Below are 17,383 nucleotides of genomic sequence, written 5' to 3'. Positions count from 1 at the left end.
CCCCTTACTAGCTAGCTTCTATACTCCATTTATTCGTCTTTAGATTGATTTCGTTATGTTTCAATCTCTTTTTATATTGATTTTAATTGCTTCATCATTTCGTGAAAAGCCGCTGGGCTCACAAACTGTTCAGGGCTCCAGTTAGCTTCAATCCATTGAATCAGCTCGCTTGGTGTATTAAAAATTTCTCCGCTCGTATCTGCTTTGCGAAGCATGTATCTATCGTTTTCTTCATCTGCAACTATTTCGCACGGAACGGCACTTTCAAGACTTTGAAGTGAAAACTCCATTTATTCCACAACCTTTCTTAATTTATACCTGTTATCGCATCAGCTGCATGTAGAAAGTATGGGCAATTTTGTAAGTCTATTTAGCGTTTGCTAAACATATGTAAAGTATGTGGACAGTAAAATAGTTGGAAAAGTTTTTTTAGTTATTATTAATGAAAAATAATGATTTTTCTAAATTTTTTGTGATATAATGTACAAATTAATAATGGTAGAAGAGGAAGGAAGTTGGTTATGAAACAACAAGTAGATAATCGAACAAAACACGTACATTTAGAGGACATCATGATTGCAAATCAATTGATTAAAGATGTTGTTGTGCATACACCACTACAGCGTAATGACGTTTTGTCTGAACGATATGAATGTAATATCTATTTAAAACGTGAGGATTTACAGGTGGTGCGCTCATTTAAAATTCGCGGTGCGTACAATCGAATCAAAAAGTTATCCCCAGAAGAATTAGAAAATGGAATTGCCTGTGCAAGTGCAGGAAACCACGCACAAGGTGTAGCATATGCGTGCCGTCATTTAAACATCGATGGTAAAATCTTTATGCCGAGCACAACGCCGCGCCAAAAAATTAATCAAGTGAAATTTTTAGGCAAAGATAACGTAAAGGTCGTACTAATCGGAGATACGTTTGATGATTCTTATGAACAAGCTATTGCATGCAGTGAAGAGGAACATCGAACATTTATTCACCCATTTAATGATGTAGACGTTATTGCAGGACAGGGTACAGTAGCCGTTGAAATGTTCAATGACTGTGAAGATGAAATTGACTACGTATTTGCGGGTATCGGCGGGGGCGGATTAATTTCCGGTGTCGGCACATACGTAAAAAGCATCTCGCCTCAAACAGCTGTGATTGGGGTAGAACCAGCAGGCGCGCCTGGTATGCAGACATCTTTAGCAAATGGAAATGTAGTGACGCTACCGGCAATCGATCCATTTGTAGACGGAGCAGCTGTTAAAACAGTTGGAACGCTTCCGTATGACATCAGTAAAGAACTTGTGGACGATATTGTAGTTGTTCCTGAAGGCAAGGTTTGTACAACCATTTTATCTCTATACAATGAAAATGCGATTGTAGCAGAACCAGCAGGAGCTCTTTCGATTGCTGCTCTTGACTCATACCGTGAGCAAATTAAAGGGAAAACGGTTGTTTGCGTCATCAGCGGAGGAAACAATGACATTGGACGTATGCAAGAAATCAAAGAACGTTCAATGATTTATGAAGGATTACAGCATTATTTTATCGTTAATTTTCCTCAGCGCGCAGGAGCTCTTCGTGAGTTTCTAGACGAAGTGCTTGGACCGACAGACGATATTTCGCGCTTTGAGTATACGAAAAAGAATAACAAAGACAGCGGACCGGCACTTGTGGGAATTGAGCTTAAGCATAAAGAAGATTATTATCCACTGATTAATCGTATGGATAAAAAAGGATTCCCTTACACAGAAATTAATAAAGAAAGCAACTTGTTTCACTTATTTATTTAAATAGAAGGTCGTTTTAAAAAGGAATGCTTCATCAACTGTCGAATAAGTTGATGAAGCATTTTTATTTTAAAAAATATTTGTGTTTTCTTTTTATTTTATCAAGACAGAAAGTGCCTGAAGCATTATAATAAAATAAACGGGTAAAAAGAGGGTTGATCGCCTTGCTATTAAAAAGCCTTGAATTTAAACATGTCAGTGGTCAAAAAGTAAAAATTACTGAAATTCCAGTTTTAGAGGAAAATAGCACGTTTCGGTTCATGTTATCTGCAAAACTTGATTTATTTATTAGACAAATCACGAACGAATCAGTTCCGAAGCAAACCTACTCGTTTCAAGAATATTTAAAACGCGTGTTGAAATGGAAAGATTACGAACAGCTCTTTAAGTCTCATGTATTAAAACATAATGCATAAACGTAAAAGTTGACTTTTCTGAATATTTCAGCAGAGTCAACTTTTTTTGTTAATATAAAAGGTTGAACATGCGTTTTACGAATTAGCAAAACTTGCATTCTATTATAACTATATTGTTGTAAGTGTTCATGTTATACTAGTCTGCAATGCATCTTATAGGGGTGAACACATGGCGAAAATTAAAGTGGTAACGGATTCAACAATTGATTTAACGTTGGAAGAAGCTGAAAAATACGGTATTGAGATGATACCTTTATGTATTAACATTGATAATGAAACGTATTTAGATCGCGTAGAATTAACGCCGACAGATTTTATTGAAAAAATGAAAAATTCAAAAGAATTACCAAAAAGCTCTCAGCCAGCTATTGGTTCTTTTGTTGAAGTATATGAACGATTAGTTAGTGAAGGGTATGACGTCATTTCGATTCATATGACTGGAGGAATGAGCGGAACTGTTCGAGCAGCTGAAAGCGCGGCTCAAATGGTAGAAGGAAACATCACCGTTGTTGATTCTATGTACATTACAAAAGCTCTTTCGTTTCAAGTCTTTGAAGCGGTGAAAATGATTGAAGATGGGCATACAGTAGAAGAAATTATCACGCGCTTGGAAGAGGTGCGTCAAAATACGAATCTTTTTGTCGTAGTTGATACACTTGAAAATTTGGTTAAAGGTGGACGTATTGGACGAGGAAAAGGATTGATCGGTTCTCTTTTAAATATTAAGCCAATTGCTTCTCTAGCTGACGGAGTATATACTCCTGTTGCTAAAGTGCGCAGCCATTCTCAAATTGTTAAGTTTTTAACGAAACAGTTCGAAGAGCATACAGAAGGAAAAAGTATTAAAGGAGTAGGGCTTGTACATGCAGATGGATTTGGACTCGCCTCTAAGTTAAAAGAATCAATTGTGAAGGCAAGGGGCTATACGCAATTTTCGATTGAAGATACGACGCCTATTATTTCAACGCATACAGGTATTGGTGCAATTGGTTTTATGTATTTTGCTGAATAAAGTGGGTTGCTTTTTGCAAGTCACTTTTTTGGCTTTCTCTTTTTTGGAAAAAGAGGAAAGAGAAGTGGACCAACGTGTGATATAATAGAATCAACTTTCTACCAGCGAATGCTGTGCTGGTTACTATTCTTTTGAATCCGGAGTATACCGATGAAAAAATATATTCGAAATTTGAGTGTGTTTAACAAAACGGTTTTATTTTCTACTTTAATTGTAGTTGCCCTTGGAGTCATTTCTTTAGCCATTAGCTATCAAGTTCAAAAAAAGATGGCAAAAGAGACACTAACGCAGCACGCGTTAATTATGGCCGATTTATGGAGGGAGTCTTTATCTAAACAAGACGTAATAGCAGCAGTGGATTCAAGGAACGGGACGATTCCTGAAAAAGACGAGCTAGAAAAGCAGTTCAGAAAGATTTACGAATTGCATCCGTCGTACTTGCAGGGATATATTATGACGACCGAAAATTCCAGTCGCATGGAAATAAGATTATCGTAACAGCGAATAAGAAAATTAAGCAATCACTAGAGCCATCCATGATTTATTATGGAGGAGAAGAATTTTACAAATCATTTAAGCAAGCAGAACAAGAAAAGAAAAATATCGTAACATCTACATACAAAGACGAATTCGGGACGTGGATAACCGTTTTATCGCCTATTACAAACAGCTCCGGAAAAGTCGTGGCTATTCTTGGTGTAGATATAGATGCAAGCGCTATCTATATCTACCAAAAACGTTTAATTGTGGCTTTGGCCGTTGCGTTTACGATTTTGTTTACCTTCATTATTGTTATTCAAGACTGGGGACTAAGGCGATTAATGTCGCCCCTAGGAGAATTAGTAGAAGGAATTCAAGCAGTAAGTCAAGGGAAGTTTGATGTGAAGCTGACATACGAAGATGATTCTGAGTTAGGGAATGTACACACAAGATTTAATGAAATGACCGAGCGGCTTCAGCAGCTTTTTCAACAAGTGTCAGCAACAAAAGAACAGCTGAACGTAGAAACGAATTTCAATCATTCAAAAGATGGAATTGCTAAAGCGATTGATGAATTGGAAGTTATTATGGAAAAAACGAGAATGCAAAAGGAATTGCAGCGAGCAGAGAAAATGAATGCAATTGGTCAATTAGCTGCTTCTGTAGCCCATGAAATTCGAAATCCTATGACGGTGGTAAAAGGGTTTTTACAGCTTTTTCAAGATAACACAAAGCTTTCAAACACTGAATTAAGTTACATTCATCTTATGATTAACGAAATGGACAGAGCGGAAGCGATTATTCATGACTATTTATCTTTAGCCAAGCCGGATGTTCATCAGCATCGTTTTATTAACTGCTTGGAGTGTATTACAAGCTTAGTAGACTTATTATCTTCTTATGCTTTGTTAACAAATAATATACTCATAGAATTAGACGCAAAAGAAGAGATGTATGTTCGCGGCAGCCGAAACGAATTGAATCAAATTCTGCTTAATATTATGAAAAATGGAATTGAAGCCATGAGAGCTGGAGGAACGCTTCGAGTAGGGCTTTACAAGCGAGAAGGACAGGTACATATTCAAATTGAAGATACTGGTATAGGCATGACCAGTGAACAAGTGAACCGGCTGGGAACAGCATTTTATTCTTTAAAAGAAAAAGGAACAGGGATTGGTCTGATGGTGTCTTATCAACTGGTCGAACAAATGAATGGAAGAATTGAAGTGGAAAGCATACCAGGAAAAGGTTCAACGTTTACCTTGATTTTCCCTAGCTATGACTAAACTTTAACCGTGCAGGAGGAACATATGAAAAGCTGGTCTTATAAATTGTTTTTTTTACTGCTTATTAGTTGTATGATGTTAACAGCCTGTGGTTCCAAAATAGAAAATCCTCTCAATTGGAAGATGGACTCTTTTTCTTATGTTAACCAAGATCAAAAGAAAGTAGGGCTAAGTCAGCTGAAAGGGAACGTTTGGGTAGCTAACTTTATCTTCACAAGCTGTGAAACCGTATGTCCCCCAATGACGGCTCATATGGCTAAATTACAAAAAATGGCCAAGGATGAAGGGCTGGACGTTCGCTTTGTTTCATTTAGCGTAGACCCTGAAGTGGACACTCCACCGAAAATGAAGGACTATGCGACTAAATTTGGCGCTGATTTTTCGAATTGGGATTTCTTAACGGGTTATAAACAAGCGGAAATTGAAAAGTTTGCTCTGGACCAATTTAAAACGATTGTGAAAAAGCCGCAAGAAAATCCGCAGGTTATTCACGGTACGGATTTTTTTCTAATTGACAAAGATGGAGTCATTCAAAAATCTTATCAGGGAGTGACTGATCCTCCTTATGAAGATATGATAAAAGATATCAAAACCCTTCAGTAAGAGCTATAAATCCGTCAAATCTATCCGCCAAACACAGCTATCTTTATAGTGATGTGTTAGCGGATATTTTTATGAAAGAAACATGCTTATCCTTTTTTTTACATATACTATATATAAGAAACGTAGTAAAATATCAACTTGACATAGTATGATAAGATATAAAGATATAGTTATTCAGAGCGGTAAGCAGTATTGCTTGTGACAGCGAGAATACAGCATAGTTAGTAGGTGTTATGATGAGAAAATGGAAAAGTATAGTGATAAGCAGTATGAGTGCGGTGGTGTTAGCGAGCTGTTCGACGACGACTTTTTTGCCGACGGACAATAAAGAAGAAGCCGTTCAGAAAGAAGTGGATTTAACACCTAAAAAGCATATTCCGAAAGGCTTTTTTCCTGTAGATTTAGATATTGTAGCCATTGGTGACTCATTAACAGAAGGAGTAGGAGATGAGTCTAAAAAAGGCGGTTATGTACCATACTTAACTAAATACCTTTCTAAACAAAATGAAGTGCAAAATGTACGAACAGAGAATCTAGGCAAAAGAGGAAACCGGACGGATCAGCTATTAGCGAGGTTAAATCAGCCGGGAGTAGCAGCTGAAGTATCAAGAGCAGACATCGTTTTCTTGACGATTGGCGGCAATGACGTGATGAAAGTGGTAAGAGATTACTTTTACAATATCTCAATTAAAACGTTTGAATCACAGCAGTCAAAATATGAAAGACGTCTAAATGACGTGTTTTCACGTATACGTAAGCTTAATCCTAATGCTCATATTTATTTAATTGGTTTTTATAATCCATTCTTTAAATCATTAAGTGATGTGAAAGAAATTAATGTCGTTATTAATGAATGGAATGCGGCAAGCGAGAAAATTGCTTCTCAATATGATAATGTAAGTTATGTAAAAATTGATGATATTTTTTATGATTCTGACGTAAATTTATTAGGGAAAGACGAGTTTCACCCTAATAAAAAAGGGTACAAACTAATGGCTGAACGCATTAGTAAATCAATGGAGGAAGAAGATCCTCTCGTTGGAGATCAGAAAAAGGAAACAGTAAAAGAAGTTACATCTGATGAAAAAGAGAAAAACACGAAAGAGAGTGGGAACGAGTAAGGAGATTGTTATATGAAGAAGTGGAAAACCCTATTTATCGCGTTATTAGGGATTAATGTTCTAGGGGCTATCCTTATTATTGCGTTTATTTTTCAACCGGTTGACAAGGCCAATCCAACTCCCTCTGAAAAAGTAGAAGGAGACGCAGAACTAACTATTTTGGCTAAAAAAGCGGACTTAAATGTACTGATTGATAAATATTTAAAGAAAGAATTTAAGAATCAGCCGCTTAACTACAAAATTACTCTCACCGATGTAGTAAGAGTAGACGGTACGATTCAAGTATTCGGCGATGACATTAATATTCGAATGACATTTGATCCAATCGTACAAAAAAATGGAGATATTGTGCTTGAACAGCAGTCACTTTCTGTTGGAAAGCTGCAGCTTCCTGTCCGCACAGTGCTTCGATACGTAAATAATAACTTTGCGCTACCAGAATGGGTAACGATTGATCCAAAGAATGAATCAGTATACGTAGCGTTACAGCAGATGAAGTTAGAGAGTGATTTTGCTGTAAAAGTACAAAAGTTTGATTTGAAAAATGATGATATTCGCGTACGTTTAATTTCGCGCAGTGAATAAAAAAACCTTCCAATTTGGAAGGTTTTTTTTGTTAACGATCTTGGGAGATCAGCGCTTCTAATGCAGGACGGCTCTTAGCAAATCCGACGGCATATACCGTATATGTTCGATTCGGACGAAGGTTCAGTGCAGGGATTTCGAGTACTACATTTTTGGTTCCTGCTATGCGTACGCTAAGTTGAACATGCATGGGGGACAAAGGCAAATATTTTGTGACTTCTTTAAACTGCACTCCGGAAAAAATGACGTCTCCGCCTCTAGCCGCAATATCTACAGCAGGAGCATCAGGAGAAAGGTGCACAAACCGAAGCTTTGTTTCTCCACTTGGTACATCCGTATTGTCATAGATAAACAATAAATCAAGCTTGTTTAGTTCATCTACCGCCGCTACCGTGTAATTTTGGTTTCCTTCAAATGTAAATGATTCCGTTAAAACAGGTCTTCCGGTTTCTCCAGCGGGATAAATAGAAATTGTATATCTTCCAGGTTCTTGTAATTCAATATAATCTGTTTCTTGTTTATAAGTTAAGTTGCGAATCACTCGTTTGTTGTTAATATAAATATCTACAGATGGAGAATCTGGAGAAGCGTGAAGTATACGAATTTGCGGCGGATTTACGCGCAGATTCGTATTTTCAGAAGAAGTTAAGATGGCCTGCTGGATATAGTACAAATGCTTTTGATAATAATGAATATGCTTAGATGGATCACTATACTTATAGTAGTTAGCTAGAAAATCGTATTTCATTGCTTTTTTAATATATTGATCAAAGGAATAATTAGCCATATGTTCAGCTCCCTTATTGTCGGAGTATAAAAACATTTCCATACGTAACCAAACATATGCTAAAATTCATAATTTATGCCGATCACTGATCACTCCCGAGACCTCCAAGAAGAAACAATGAGCCAAATGCCCTCTATGTGCATATACTGAATCAAATTATTGACTGAAGGCTTATTGTACGACCGAAATTAGTATAGAAAAAAGGAGTGAGAGCATGCGCGATTTTTATGCTCGGATGCTACGGTTAATTATGTTAAGTTTTTTACTGCTGCTACTTTTAATTCAATTTACAGAGCGCTCTACTTCATTTATTCACATTACCCCCGCGCTAAATAAAGTAACCGAGCGAATTGAGCTGATTACCTATGATGAATAAATGTATGTTTTCTGCGTTTCGATATGTACTTGTTCTTTATGCTATCTGCTTTACATTTTTATTTGTTAGTACAGTTCCAAGCCTATTTGGTTTCACCGTGACCGTTCAAGAAACGGATTATCACCATCTGCATCGCGGAGATATAGTTGTCTTTAGAGACGAATTATCTTCTTCAAAGAATGAACTTGTACTGGCCCATAATCCAGAGCTTGATGTACTGGTTACAGCTCAAAGAGATTCTTTGCCTGCTTCTTTTAAAGTGATTGGAAGCTACGCATACCATCTCCCGTATATAGGGGTCATTATTGAGTTTCTGAAAGATTTTACTACGTTACTGGTAATGGGAAGTATTTTACTTTTGTTGTTTTCGTATACGCTGCAGCCCAAAAGGCGAATATGGCGTAAGAGAAAGTAAAAAATGGGCGAATGCACATACAGGACAATCAACTAACGCATATAAAGTACAGTGTACGAAATGAATAAAAAAAACAAGAGGAGAGATTGCTATGTATAACTACGATTGTTACGACCCATGCCATCACGGAGGCTATCACCACCTATATGATACTTGCCACTATTCAATTAGCTATCCAATTGGCGGTTATCATCATTGCGGAACGGGTCAGTCATTTGCATTAATTGTTGTGCTATTTATTTTATTAATCATCATTGGCTGCACCTGTTTTTGCTGATTAGGCCTCATTTGCTCGCATGTGCGAGCTTTTTATAACAGATAGAAAAGGACAAACTTATATATAAATTGTTTAAATAATAAAAAAATTTTGCCAAATCAACATTTACCATATTATACTATAGCTAGTAACTCAATAAGCGAAGGTGAATATATGGAAAAGGAAAAAGTATTTCAACAGCTATTTTCAATGTCATTTACACCAATGCTCGTAATGAATATGGATGGAGATATTCAAATTTTAAATGAAGCGTGCTGCCATCTTTTTAAAACGACGGAAGAACGACTTCTTTCCTGTAATGTATTTGAAGAGCCAAATCGCTTTTTTATTGAAAAGCATGAAGTGGAACCGTTAAGAAAGCAAGAGGAAGAAGTTGTTTTACTTAAGAAAAAAGTAGATCAGCAGTTTCCGATGCACATCCATATTCAACGCACGGAAGGGGATATTCCGCTCTTAGTTGTTCAGTGGAAAGAGTTTTCCTCAAGTATTGAAAAGCAAGAGGAAGTCATTCGAAAAATGAAGCAATATAAGCAGTTTGTCCAGCAAAGTCAAGATGCATTTATTGTAACAAGAGAAGGCAGAATTCAATATTTGAATCCCGCTGGTGTTAAACTTCTTGGCGGCGAGAAAAAAGAAGAGTATATCGGGCGTCCTTGGCTTCATTTTATTCACCCCGAACATTTAGAAATCGTAAAAGAACGAATGGTTCAGCTGATGAATGGAATGTCCGTGAGGCCACGTGTTGATGTGAAACTATTAACTAAAAAAGGAGTCGTCATTATTGAATCTTCGGCAACCAAAATTAAGTTTGAAGGACAGGATGCCATTCAGTATATTATTCGCGACGTAACGGATCGAAAAAAATATGATGAAATGGCAAGCAAATCTGAAAAGCTTACAATGGTGAGCAAGTTAGCGGCAGGAGTAGCACATGAAATTCGTAATCCAATGACGGCGATTAAAGGGTTTATTCAGCTGTTAAAAGCATCGAAACAGTACAACGAAGAATACAATGATATTATGCTTGAAGAATTGAATCGCGTCGAATCCATTATTCAAGAATTTTTAACGCTGGCCAAGCCTAAAATTGAAAATTCATACCACCCCAAAAGTCTCAATCAAATCATACGTCATGTGACATTATTATTAGATACACACGCCAATTATAAAAACTGTCGTATTATTAATGAGATTAGTGATGAGATTACAATCTTTTGTGAAGAAAATGCGCTTAAACAAGTTTTTATTAATTTAATTCAAAATGCGCTTGAGTCAATGAGCAAAGGGACAGTTAAAGTCACCGTTGAGAAAAGAAATGAATACGGCATGGTCATTATCGAGGATGAAGGCTGTGGAATTGATGAGCAATCTTTAGCTCGGCTAGGTGAACCGTTTTATTCCACTAAACAAACAGGAACGGGGCTAGGGTTAATGATTAGCTACCGAATAATCGAACAGCATCAAGGGCATATTTCATTTGCGAGTAAAGTAGGAGTAGGAACAAAAGTAGAAATTGCTCTTCCGTACATTAAAGAACCAGTGAACATTTTATAGCGCTTGCTATTCGTTCACTGGTTTTTATTTGCTTGGAATAAAAACGAATGTTTTTTTAAAATTTTATTTTAATGTTCGTGTATATTGTTGACTAAAGGGTTTGTTTTTGATATATTATCAAATGGCTAGAAAATAACCGAATGATAATAAAAAAAGAAAATTCGGTCAATAACTTTTATCTTTTACCCAAAGAAAAAAAGATGATGGGAGAATGTACAATGAACTCAAATTATGATGTTATTGTGGTAGGGGCAGGACCCGCTGGGATTTTTACTTGCTATGAGTTAACGTTAAAATTACCGGAAGCAACTATTTTATTAATCGATAAAGGACACGATATCTATCGACGTAATTGTCCGATTCTTCAGAAAAAAATCAAAAAATGTCCGCCTGCGGTTGGCAAAAAAGAGTTTGCTGGCTGTTTGCCCGCTTGTTCTATTACAAATGGTTTCGGTGGAGCCGGCGCATATTCAGACGGGAAATTTAATATCACCAGTGAATTTGGAGGTTGGATGACGGATTATCTGTCTGAATCACAGGTGGTAGATTTAATTAAATATGTGGATGAAATTAATTTAAAACACGGAGCAACCGATACGATTACGGATCCGTTAACTGATAAAGTTCGTGAAATTGAAAAACGCGGATACGCAGCAGGATTAAAGCTATTGCGTGCCCAGGTGCGTCATTTAGGAACAGAGCAAAATTTAGAAATTTTAAAAAGCATTTATGAATACTTAAAAGAAAAAATTGATATGCAGTATAAAACGGAAGTAGCCGATTTAATAACAGAAAAAGAAGACGGTCAGCATATCGTGCGCGGTATCGAATTGAAGAATGGTGAAAGAATTACGGCTGATAAAGTGGTTGTTTCACCAGGTCGAGACGGCTCGAAGTGGATGAGCGACTTACTAAAAAAACGCCGTTTAAAAATGATTAACAATCAAGTGGACATCGGAGTTCGAGTCGAAACATCTAACGTTGTTATGGAAGAAATCAACAAGCACTTGTACGAAGGGAAATTCATTTATAATACGTCTGTAGGTACAAGAGTCAGAACGTTCTGCAGCAATCCTTCAGGACATGTGGTAGTAGAGAATCATTCAGGTATTATGTTAGCAAATGGACACGCATACAAAGATCCGAAGCTTGGAAGTCAAAATACGAACTTTGCGCTGCTTGTTTCTCATAAATTTTCGGATCCATTTGATCAGCCGAACGAATATGCGCATGAAGTATCAAGATTAGCTAATATGCTGTCAAACGGGGGCCTAGTTGTTCAAAAGTATGGAGATATTTTAAAGGGCCGTCGTTCAACAGCGACTCGAATTAAAGAGGGCTTTTTAGAACCAACGTTAAAAGAAGCTGTACCGGGTGACTTAGGCTTAGTGCTTCCTTACAATACGATGAAAAGCTTAATTGAAATGACAGAAGCACTGGATCATGTAACGCCTGGGTTAGCATCTGAACATACGCTGTTTTACGGTGTGGAAGCGAAATTTTACTCCGCCCGTCCGAAGTTAAATGATAAGTTTGAAACTGAAATTTCCGGTTTATACGTGGGAGGAGACGGAGCTGGTATTACGCGAGGACTCGCGCAGGCAAGTGCGTGCGGTGTGTGGGTAGCACGTGACATTGTTGAAAAATTAAAGAATCGCAAAGCAAGTTCTGAACCTGTTACTGTATAAAAAAAGAGGCCGTCACGGCCTCTTTTTTTATATATGTTAAATAACGAAAGCGACTAAGTAAAAAGTAAAGAACTTGTACCGCTCAAACTCCGATAGTTTTATATGATAATTACCCGCTCTTTTTTAAAAAGTATGACGGAATACATCCTTCTATCGTGAGCCGAATTAAATAGAATAAGGCGAATTGACAATGTCCATTTCTTTGCATCAATAAATTCAGTGAAATTTCAGGGAGGGTATATCAAGCAATACAAGGATAAAATCAACAGTTGGAAAGAGTTATTTTTTGTTGAGTAAAATATTTATGAAAGCAGTAAAGTACGCGGGTGTTAGAATAATTATGCAAATTTATGAATGTAATTTAATGAGAAGAAAGTTCACTTTACAAACTATTTTTTGAATTAATTTTTTATCCATTAGATTTTAAGTCTTGTTAAATAACTGTTTGTGGTTTATTGAAATATGATGTAAATATTTTAAAATATAACAATTCTCAACTTTTTATGATAAAATCCTGCATTATTTTTGAATAAAAACTTGACAGAAACATATAAAATGAATTTTAATTAAAGTAAGAATTATTATCATGAAAAAATATTAAAGAAAATTATTTGCTTAATCTCTTTTGTTTTATAAGAGAACGGGGGACCCATATTTGTGCGTAGTGTACTTGGGGTGAATCTTGAATAAATCAAGTAGGGTAACTCACGTACCCGAATCCGACAGCTAACTCCGTAAGCATTCAGTGAGGGAATAACAGGTCTATGAAACCATGATATTCTCATGGTTTTTTGTATAGCTAAAAATATTCCTAAACTATTAATCTGAAAATTTTTAATATATTGTATATTTTGAGTGTTATCGCTCTCAATGCATGGTAAAATAAGTATGGTAGTTAGAATCATTCTAATATAATTTATTTATGGGAGGTAAATCTATGAAGCTATCGACAAAGATTATTATCGCGCTAATTGCTGGTGCTGTTGTAGGAGTGTTGATCAATGCTTTTGCTCCAAGTGCTTTTGCTTCGCTGGACAAGTACTTGTTTACACCGCTTGGCCAAATTTTCTTAAGCTTAATTAAAATGCTTGTTGTACCAATTGTGTTTTTCTCTATCACGTTAGGTGTAGCAGGTTTAGGAGATCCTAAAAAACTAGGAAGAATCGGGGCTAAAACAGTTTCCTACTTCCTAGTTACAACAACCGTTGCGATTATTATTGGTTTAATTTTAGCATATGCAATTAAACCGGGTACGTTTGGATCTTTTGATACAAAAAACGCTTCTTTTGAAGCCGAAAAAGCACCGCCGGTTGGAGAGACATTCTTAAATATGATTCCAGTCAACCCAATTCAAGCGATGGCTGAAGGGAATATGCTTCAACTTATCGTTTTTTCTATCTTTATCGGTTTTGGTATTACGATGCTTGGAAGTAAAACAAAAGGGCTTTACAATTTACTTGAGCAAGGCAATGAATTGATGATGTATCTTGTAAATCTAGTGATGAAGTTTGCTCCTTACGGAACATTTGGGCTTCTTGCAACCGCGGTTGGAAGTCAAGGCTGGGAGGCAATTAAAGCGATGGGGCTGTACATGATTGTAGTCGTGCTCGCACTGTTTATCCATTCGATCGTAACATATGGGGGATCAGTCGCTCTTATGGCCAGACGTAATCCTATTGAATTTTTTAAAGGTTTTGCTCCTGCCATGACAGTTGGATTCAGTACATCAAGCAGTAATGCAACGCTTCCGATTTCAATGAATGTGGCTCAAAAAAATCTTCGTGTCCCGGAGTCCATCAGCAGTTTTGTCCAGCCATTAGGTGCTACCATTAACATGGATGGAACGGCAATTATGCAAGGTGTAGCGACTATTTTTATTGCACAAGTATACGGCGTTGACCTGTCGCTGGGTGCTCTTGTGACGGTTGTATTGACAGCGGTGCTTGCTAGTATTGGTACAGCAGGTGTGCCGGGAGTTGGTCTCATTATGCTAGCAATGGTATTGAGTTCGGTTGGCTTGCCTGTAGCAGGTATCGGATTGATTATTGGAATTGATCGCTTGCTTGACATGCTTCGTACATCTGTAAATATTACGGGAGACGCTGCGTGTGCCGTTATTGTGGCTGAGTCAGAAGCAAAACGTATCGATAAATCTGTAACGCAATCAGCTTAATAAGCGTAAAAGCTCTAGCTATATGCTAGGGCTTTTTTTATTGGCAAGAAACTCTTCATTTCAGCATACAGTTTAATAAGAGTGTATGTTTGAAAGGAGAGTGCGGAAATGAATAAAACTCATGTAATAAAGCCGCTGCTCGACGACGACTACCCAGTTATTTCATATGGAAAAGGAATTTATTTGTACGACCAAGATGGAAAAAGGTACATAGATGCTTCGTCGGGGGCAGTTACAGCAAGTATCGGACACGGCGTAAAAGAAATTATTGATGCGATGACCGATCAGGCACAGAAAGTTGCGTTTGTATATCGGTCGCAGTTTACAAGTGATCCAACAGAAGCCTTAGCTAAGAAACTATGTGAATTAAGCAGCAATCATTTCCAGTGGAGCTTTTTTGTTAACAGCGGGACAGAAGCGACTGAAACGGCTATGAAAACGGCAATTCAGCATTTTCAAGAGCAAGGGAAGCCAACCAAAACAAAGGTTTTGTCACGCTGGATGAGCTATCACGGTATTACAATAGGAGCTCTGTCTATGTCAGGGCACGTTGGAAGACGAAAACGCTTCTCGTCTTTGCTTGAAGATTATCCTTCGGTTTCGCCTCCTTATTGCTATCGATGTCCGTTTCATCAAACCTATCCATCCTGTAATCTTGCTTGCGCAAACGAATTGGAAACAGTTATCAAACGAACCGGCCCTGAACATATTGCTGCTTTTATTACAGAGCCCATTGTAGGAGCAGCCGGAGCAGCGCTTACACCTCCTCCCGGTTATTATGAAGTGATAAGAGAAATTTGCGATAAATATGATGTGTTATGGATTGCGGATGAAGTCATGACTGGAGTTGGGCGTACAGGCGTAATGTTTGCGTATGAGCACTGGGGAGTTAAACCAGACATCATGACGCTTGGAAAAGGAGTGGGAGCAGGATATACGCCAATAGCCGTTACGTTGGCTAGCAGCAAAACGATTGAACCTATCATGAACGGATCCAAATTAATTATGAGCGGACATACGCTAAGCGCTAATCCGCTGTCATCCGCTATAGGGATAGCTGTTTTAACCTATATTGAAAAGCATGATCTTGTTCAAGAAGCAGCGCTGAAAGGAGACTATTTAGTAGGGGAATTGAAGAAGCTTCAACTTCTTTACCCTATTATTGGTGATATACGTGGCAAAGGCTTACTAGTTGGTCTTGAGCTTGTGCAAAATCCAAAGACGAAGGAGCCTTTTTCATCTTCGGAAAATATGACGGCGCGCGTAATAAGTAAAGCCCAAAAAAATGGTCTTCTCCTTTATCCTTCACAAGCAGGAACAGACGGAGTAGAAGGAGACGGTATTATTATTGCGCCGCCATTTACGATTACTCATCGTCAGCTTGATGAAGTGGTCGATCTGCTTTCGAAAACATTGCATGAAGTGCAAAATGAAAAACAGAGAAATGAGGTGAAATGAGTGACAAAGGTCGAAAACTCATTTCAAAAGATCACAACTGTGGAACAAGCGATTGAATACGTGGATCATGCGGCTACGCTGATGATAGGAGGATTTGGAGGAGTAGGCAGCCCGCCTTCTCTCATTGATGGTCTGATTGAAAGCGGAAAATCAAATTTTACATTGATATGTAATGATTCAGGCTTTCCTCATATTGGTGCGGGAAAATTGGTAAGCCAAGGAAGAATTCAAAAGCTCATTGCTTCTCATATTGGATCGAACCCAGTGGCTGGAACGCTGATGACAGAAGAAAAGCTGGAAGTTGAGTTTTCTCCTCAAGGAACGCTTGCTGAACGGATTCGAGCGGGAGGAGTTGGACTCGGAGGAGTACTGATTGATGTAGGAATAGAAAATGACATTATTCAATTTGGAAAAGAAAAAGTGGAAATAGACGGCAAGACATTTTTAGTGGAAAAGCCGCTCACAGCCGACGTTGCTTTTGTGTATGCAAAAAAAGCAGATCCATTCGGCAACTTGCTTTATGATAAAAGCGCTCGAAACACTAATCCGTTAATGGCAATGGCAGGTCGTATAACTATCGCTGAAGTGGATGAAATTGTTCCTCTTGGGGACATTGACCCAGAGAACGTGATGACTTCAGGTGTATTTGTGGATTATATTGTCCCTTCAAAAGGAGTGAATTGGAAATGGGTTTGGGAATAGATATTCGTCATCGTATTGCAAAACGTGCTGCGGCTGAAATCAAAAACGGCATGATTGTTAATTTAGGGATTGGCATTCCTTCTCTTATTCCTAATTACGTACCAAGCGCTGTTCATGTGATGTTTCATGCTGAAAATGGAATTTTAGGGTTAGGATCTTCCCCTCCTTTAGGTGAAGAAGATGAGAATGTTTGCAATGCAGCAGGCTATCCAACAACTACCGTTCAAGGGGCTTCATACTGTGACAGTGCTACAGCCTTTGCGATGATTCGAAAAGGATACGTCGATATGACCATTCTTGGTGCGTTGGAAGTGAGTGAAAAAGGGGATTTAGCTAATTGGATTGTGCCAGGTAAGCGAGTTCCTGGGATAGGAGGAGCGATGGAATTAGCTCAAAAAGCGAAAAAAGTCATTGTGCTAATGAATCATACGAGCAAGACAGGAGAACCGAAGCTGGTTAAGACGTGTTCTTTACCTCTGACTGCTTCGGGCTGTGTGGGATTAGTTATTACAGATCGGGCGGTTTTTAAAGTAGAAAAAGATGCGCTTCTTCTAACAGAGTTAATGTCTCCTTATACTGTAGAGGATATTTTGAGTTCAACAGAAGCGACAGTTCGCCTGAGTGATCAATTGATTACGATACCATAAGGAGGACCATTAT

The 17,383-nt window shown here is 37.8% G+C and carries 19 protein-coding genes and 1 riboswitch; of the genes, 17 read left to right on the top strand and 2 right to left on the bottom strand.

The window, feature by feature from the left end; all coding sequences use genetic code 11:
• Positions 1-71: 71 nt before the first annotated feature.
• Positions 72-290: a hypothetical protein gene (locus tag BG04_RS05080; protein ID WP_034649345.1), complete on the bottom strand. Its 219-nt coding sequence runs from the start codon at positions 288-290 to the stop codon at positions 72-74.
• 231 nt (positions 291-521) lie between these two features.
• Here BG04_RS05080 and ilvA point away from each other — a divergent pair, with 231 nt between their 5' ends.
• The 8 genes from ilvA to BG04_RS05045 all read left to right on the top strand — a co-directional run bounded on the left by ilvA (position 522) and on the right by BG04_RS05045 (position 7,293).
• Positions 522-1,793 (top strand): threonine ammonia-lyase IlvA, encoded by a 1,272-nt coding sequence (gene ilvA, locus BG04_RS05075; RefSeq protein ID WP_013084697.1) that lies wholly within the window; start codon positions 522-524, stop codon positions 1,791-1,793.
• A 161-nt stretch (positions 1,794-1,954) separates the two neighbouring features.
• Positions 1,955-2,206, top strand: coding sequence for a YpmP family protein (locus tag BG04_RS05070; protein WP_013058743.1), 252 nt, complete (start codon positions 1,955-1,957; stop codon positions 2,204-2,206).
• 169 nt (positions 2,207-2,375) lie between these two features.
• Positions 2,376-3,218, top strand: coding sequence for a DegV family protein (locus tag BG04_RS05065; RefSeq protein ID WP_013058742.1), 843 nt, complete (start codon positions 2,376-2,378; stop codon positions 3,216-3,218).
• Positions 3,219-3,368: 150 nt separating this feature from the next.
• Complete coding sequence (locus tag BG04_RS31325) at positions 3,369-3,716, top strand: hypothetical protein (RefSeq protein WP_230586509.1); 348 nt, start codon at positions 3,369-3,371, stop codon at positions 3,714-3,716.
• A 38-nt stretch (positions 3,717-3,754) separates the two neighbouring features.
• Complete coding sequence (locus BG04_RS05060) at positions 3,755-4,984, top strand: ATP-binding protein (protein WP_230586510.1); 1,230 nt, start codon at positions 3,755-3,757, stop codon at positions 4,982-4,984.
• Between the two features lie 24 nt (positions 4,985-5,008).
• Complete coding sequence (locus tag BG04_RS05055; protein ID WP_034649347.1) at positions 5,009-5,587, top strand: SCO family protein; 579 nt, start codon at positions 5,009-5,011, stop codon at positions 5,585-5,587.
• A 233-nt stretch (positions 5,588-5,820) separates the two neighbouring features.
• Positions 5,821-6,708, top strand: a complete 888-nt coding sequence (locus BG04_RS05050; protein ID WP_234943464.1) for an SGNH/GDSL hydrolase family protein — start codon at positions 5,821-5,823, stop codon at positions 6,706-6,708.
• A gap of 12 nt (positions 6,709-6,720) precedes the next feature.
• Positions 6,721-7,293 carry a YpmS family protein gene (locus BG04_RS05045; protein ID WP_013058738.1) on the top strand — a complete coding sequence of 191 codons (573 nt, stop codon included), beginning with the start codon at positions 6,721-6,723 and terminating at the stop codon, positions 7,291-7,293.
• Between the two features lie 31 nt (positions 7,294-7,324).
• Here BG04_RS05045 and BG04_RS05040 read toward each other — a convergent pair whose 3' ends face one another.
• Positions 7,325-8,080, bottom strand: coding sequence for a DUF4397 domain-containing protein (locus BG04_RS05040; RefSeq protein WP_034649350.1), 756 nt, complete (start codon positions 8,078-8,080; stop codon positions 7,325-7,327).
• Between the two features lie 214 nt (positions 8,081-8,294).
• Between BG04_RS05040 and BG04_RS30915 the strand changes: the two genes are divergently transcribed.
• The 9 genes from BG04_RS30915 (at position 8,295) to BG04_RS05005 (ending at position 17,370) form a co-directional block, all read left to right on the top strand.
• Positions 8,295-8,456, top strand: a complete 162-nt coding sequence (locus tag BG04_RS30915; protein WP_013084692.1) for a hypothetical protein — start codon at positions 8,295-8,297, stop codon at positions 8,454-8,456.
• Positions 8,446-8,871, top strand: a complete 426-nt coding sequence (locus BG04_RS05035; protein ID WP_016765317.1) for a hypothetical protein — start codon at positions 8,446-8,448, stop codon at positions 8,869-8,871. Before BG04_RS30915 ends, BG04_RS05035 begins: the two co-directional genes overlap by 11 nt.
• A gap of 91 nt (positions 8,872-8,962) precedes the next feature.
• Entirely contained in the window at positions 8,963-9,148 is a 186-nt protein-coding gene (locus BG04_RS29555) for a YjcZ family sporulation protein (protein WP_080743129.1), read from the top strand.
• A 153-nt stretch (positions 9,149-9,301) separates the two neighbouring features.
• Positions 9,302-10,702, top strand: coding sequence for an ATP-binding protein (locus BG04_RS05030; RefSeq protein WP_034649353.1), 1,401 nt, complete (start codon positions 9,302-9,304; stop codon positions 10,700-10,702).
• Between the two features lie 218 nt (positions 10,703-10,920).
• Positions 10,921-12,390, top strand: coding sequence for an NAD(P)/FAD-dependent oxidoreductase (locus BG04_RS05025; RefSeq protein WP_034649356.1), 1,470 nt, complete (start codon positions 10,921-10,923; stop codon positions 12,388-12,390).
• A gap of 602 nt (positions 12,391-12,992) precedes the next feature.
• Positions 12,993-13,147, top strand: a riboswitch (cyclic di-AMP (ydaO/yuaA leader).
• A gap of 180 nt (positions 13,148-13,327) precedes the next feature.
• The gene (locus BG04_RS05020) at positions 13,328-14,563 is read left to right on the top strand and encodes a dicarboxylate/amino acid:cation symporter (RefSeq protein ID WP_034649358.1); all 1,236 of its coding nucleotides are present in this window, start codon (positions 13,328-13,330) and stop codon (positions 14,561-14,563) included.
• Positions 14,564-14,671: 108 nt separating this feature from the next.
• The gene (locus tag BG04_RS05015; RefSeq protein ID WP_034649361.1) at positions 14,672-16,021 is read left to right on the top strand and encodes an aspartate aminotransferase family protein; all 1,350 of its coding nucleotides are present in this window, start codon (positions 14,672-14,674) and stop codon (positions 16,019-16,021) included.
• Positions 16,022-16,723 (top strand): CoA transferase subunit A, encoded by a 702-nt coding sequence (locus tag BG04_RS05010; protein ID WP_016765315.1) that lies wholly within the window; start codon positions 16,022-16,024, stop codon positions 16,721-16,723. It abuts the gene before it with no gap.
• Entirely contained in the window at positions 16,708-17,370 is a 663-nt protein-coding gene (locus BG04_RS05005) for a 3-oxoacid CoA-transferase subunit B (RefSeq protein ID WP_034649363.1), read from the top strand. The genes BG04_RS05010 and BG04_RS05005 overlap by 16 nt, the downstream gene beginning before the upstream one ends.
• Positions 17,371-17,383 lie beyond the last annotated feature (13 nt).

Source organism: Priestia megaterium NBRC 15308 = ATCC 14581, from assembly GCF_000832985.1.
In the GTDB taxonomy this organism is placed as follows: Bacteria; Bacillota; Bacilli; order Bacillales; family Bacillaceae_H; genus Priestia; species Priestia megaterium.
The sequence above is the reverse complement of the archived record's forward strand: the minus strand, read 5'-3'. Positions and strand labels throughout refer to the sequence as shown.

Coding starts and splice junctions, on each gene's coding strand:
- BG04_RS05060 (WP_230586510.1), top strand. CDS start 3,755: ATGATTTATTATGGAGGAGAAGAATTTTACAAATCATTTAAGCAAGCA.
- BG04_RS05015 (WP_034649361.1), top strand. CDS start 14,672: ATGAATAAAACTCATGTAATAAAGCCGCTGCTCGACGACGACTACCCA.
- BG04_RS31325 (WP_230586509.1), top strand. CDS start 3,369: ATGAAAAAATATATTCGAAATTTGAGTGTGTTTAACAAAACGGTTTTA.
- BG04_RS05055 (WP_034649347.1), top strand. CDS start 5,009: ATGAAAAGCTGGTCTTATAAATTGTTTTTTTTACTGCTTATTAGTTGT.
- BG04_RS05005 (WP_034649363.1), top strand. CDS start 16,708: ATGGGTTTGGGAATAGATATTCGTCATCGTATTGCAAAACGTGCTGCG.
- BG04_RS05035 (WP_016765317.1), top strand. CDS start 8,446: ATGATGAATAAATGTATGTTTTCTGCGTTTCGATATGTACTTGTTCTT.
- BG04_RS29555 (WP_080743129.1), top strand. CDS start 8,963: ATGTATAACTACGATTGTTACGACCCATGCCATCACGGAGGCTATCAC.
- ilvA (WP_013084697.1), top strand. CDS start 522: ATGAAACAACAAGTAGATAATCGAACAAAACACGTACATTTAGAGGAC.
- BG04_RS05050 (WP_234943464.1), top strand. CDS start 5,821: ATGATGAGAAAATGGAAAAGTATAGTGATAAGCAGTATGAGTGCGGTG.
- BG04_RS05065 (WP_013058742.1), top strand. CDS start 2,376: ATGGCGAAAATTAAAGTGGTAACGGATTCAACAATTGATTTAACGTTG.
- BG04_RS05045 (WP_013058738.1), top strand. CDS start 6,721: ATGAAGAAGTGGAAAACCCTATTTATCGCGTTATTAGGGATTAATGTT.
- BG04_RS05030 (WP_034649353.1), top strand. CDS start 9,302: ATGGAAAAGGAAAAAGTATTTCAACAGCTATTTTCAATGTCATTTACA.
- BG04_RS05040 (WP_034649350.1), bottom strand. CDS start 8,080: ATGGCTAATTATTCCTTTGATCAATATATTAAAAAAGCAATGAAATAC.
- BG04_RS05025 (WP_034649356.1), top strand. CDS start 10,921: ATGAACTCAAATTATGATGTTATTGTGGTAGGGGCAGGACCCGCTGGG.
- BG04_RS05020 (WP_034649358.1), top strand. CDS start 13,328: ATGAAGCTATCGACAAAGATTATTATCGCGCTAATTGCTGGTGCTGTT.
- BG04_RS05080 (WP_034649345.1), bottom strand. CDS start 290: ATGGAGTTTTCACTTCAAAGTCTTGAAAGTGCCGTTCCGTGCGAAATA.
- BG04_RS30915 (WP_013084692.1), top strand. CDS start 8,295: ATGCGCGATTTTTATGCTCGGATGCTACGGTTAATTATGTTAAGTTTT.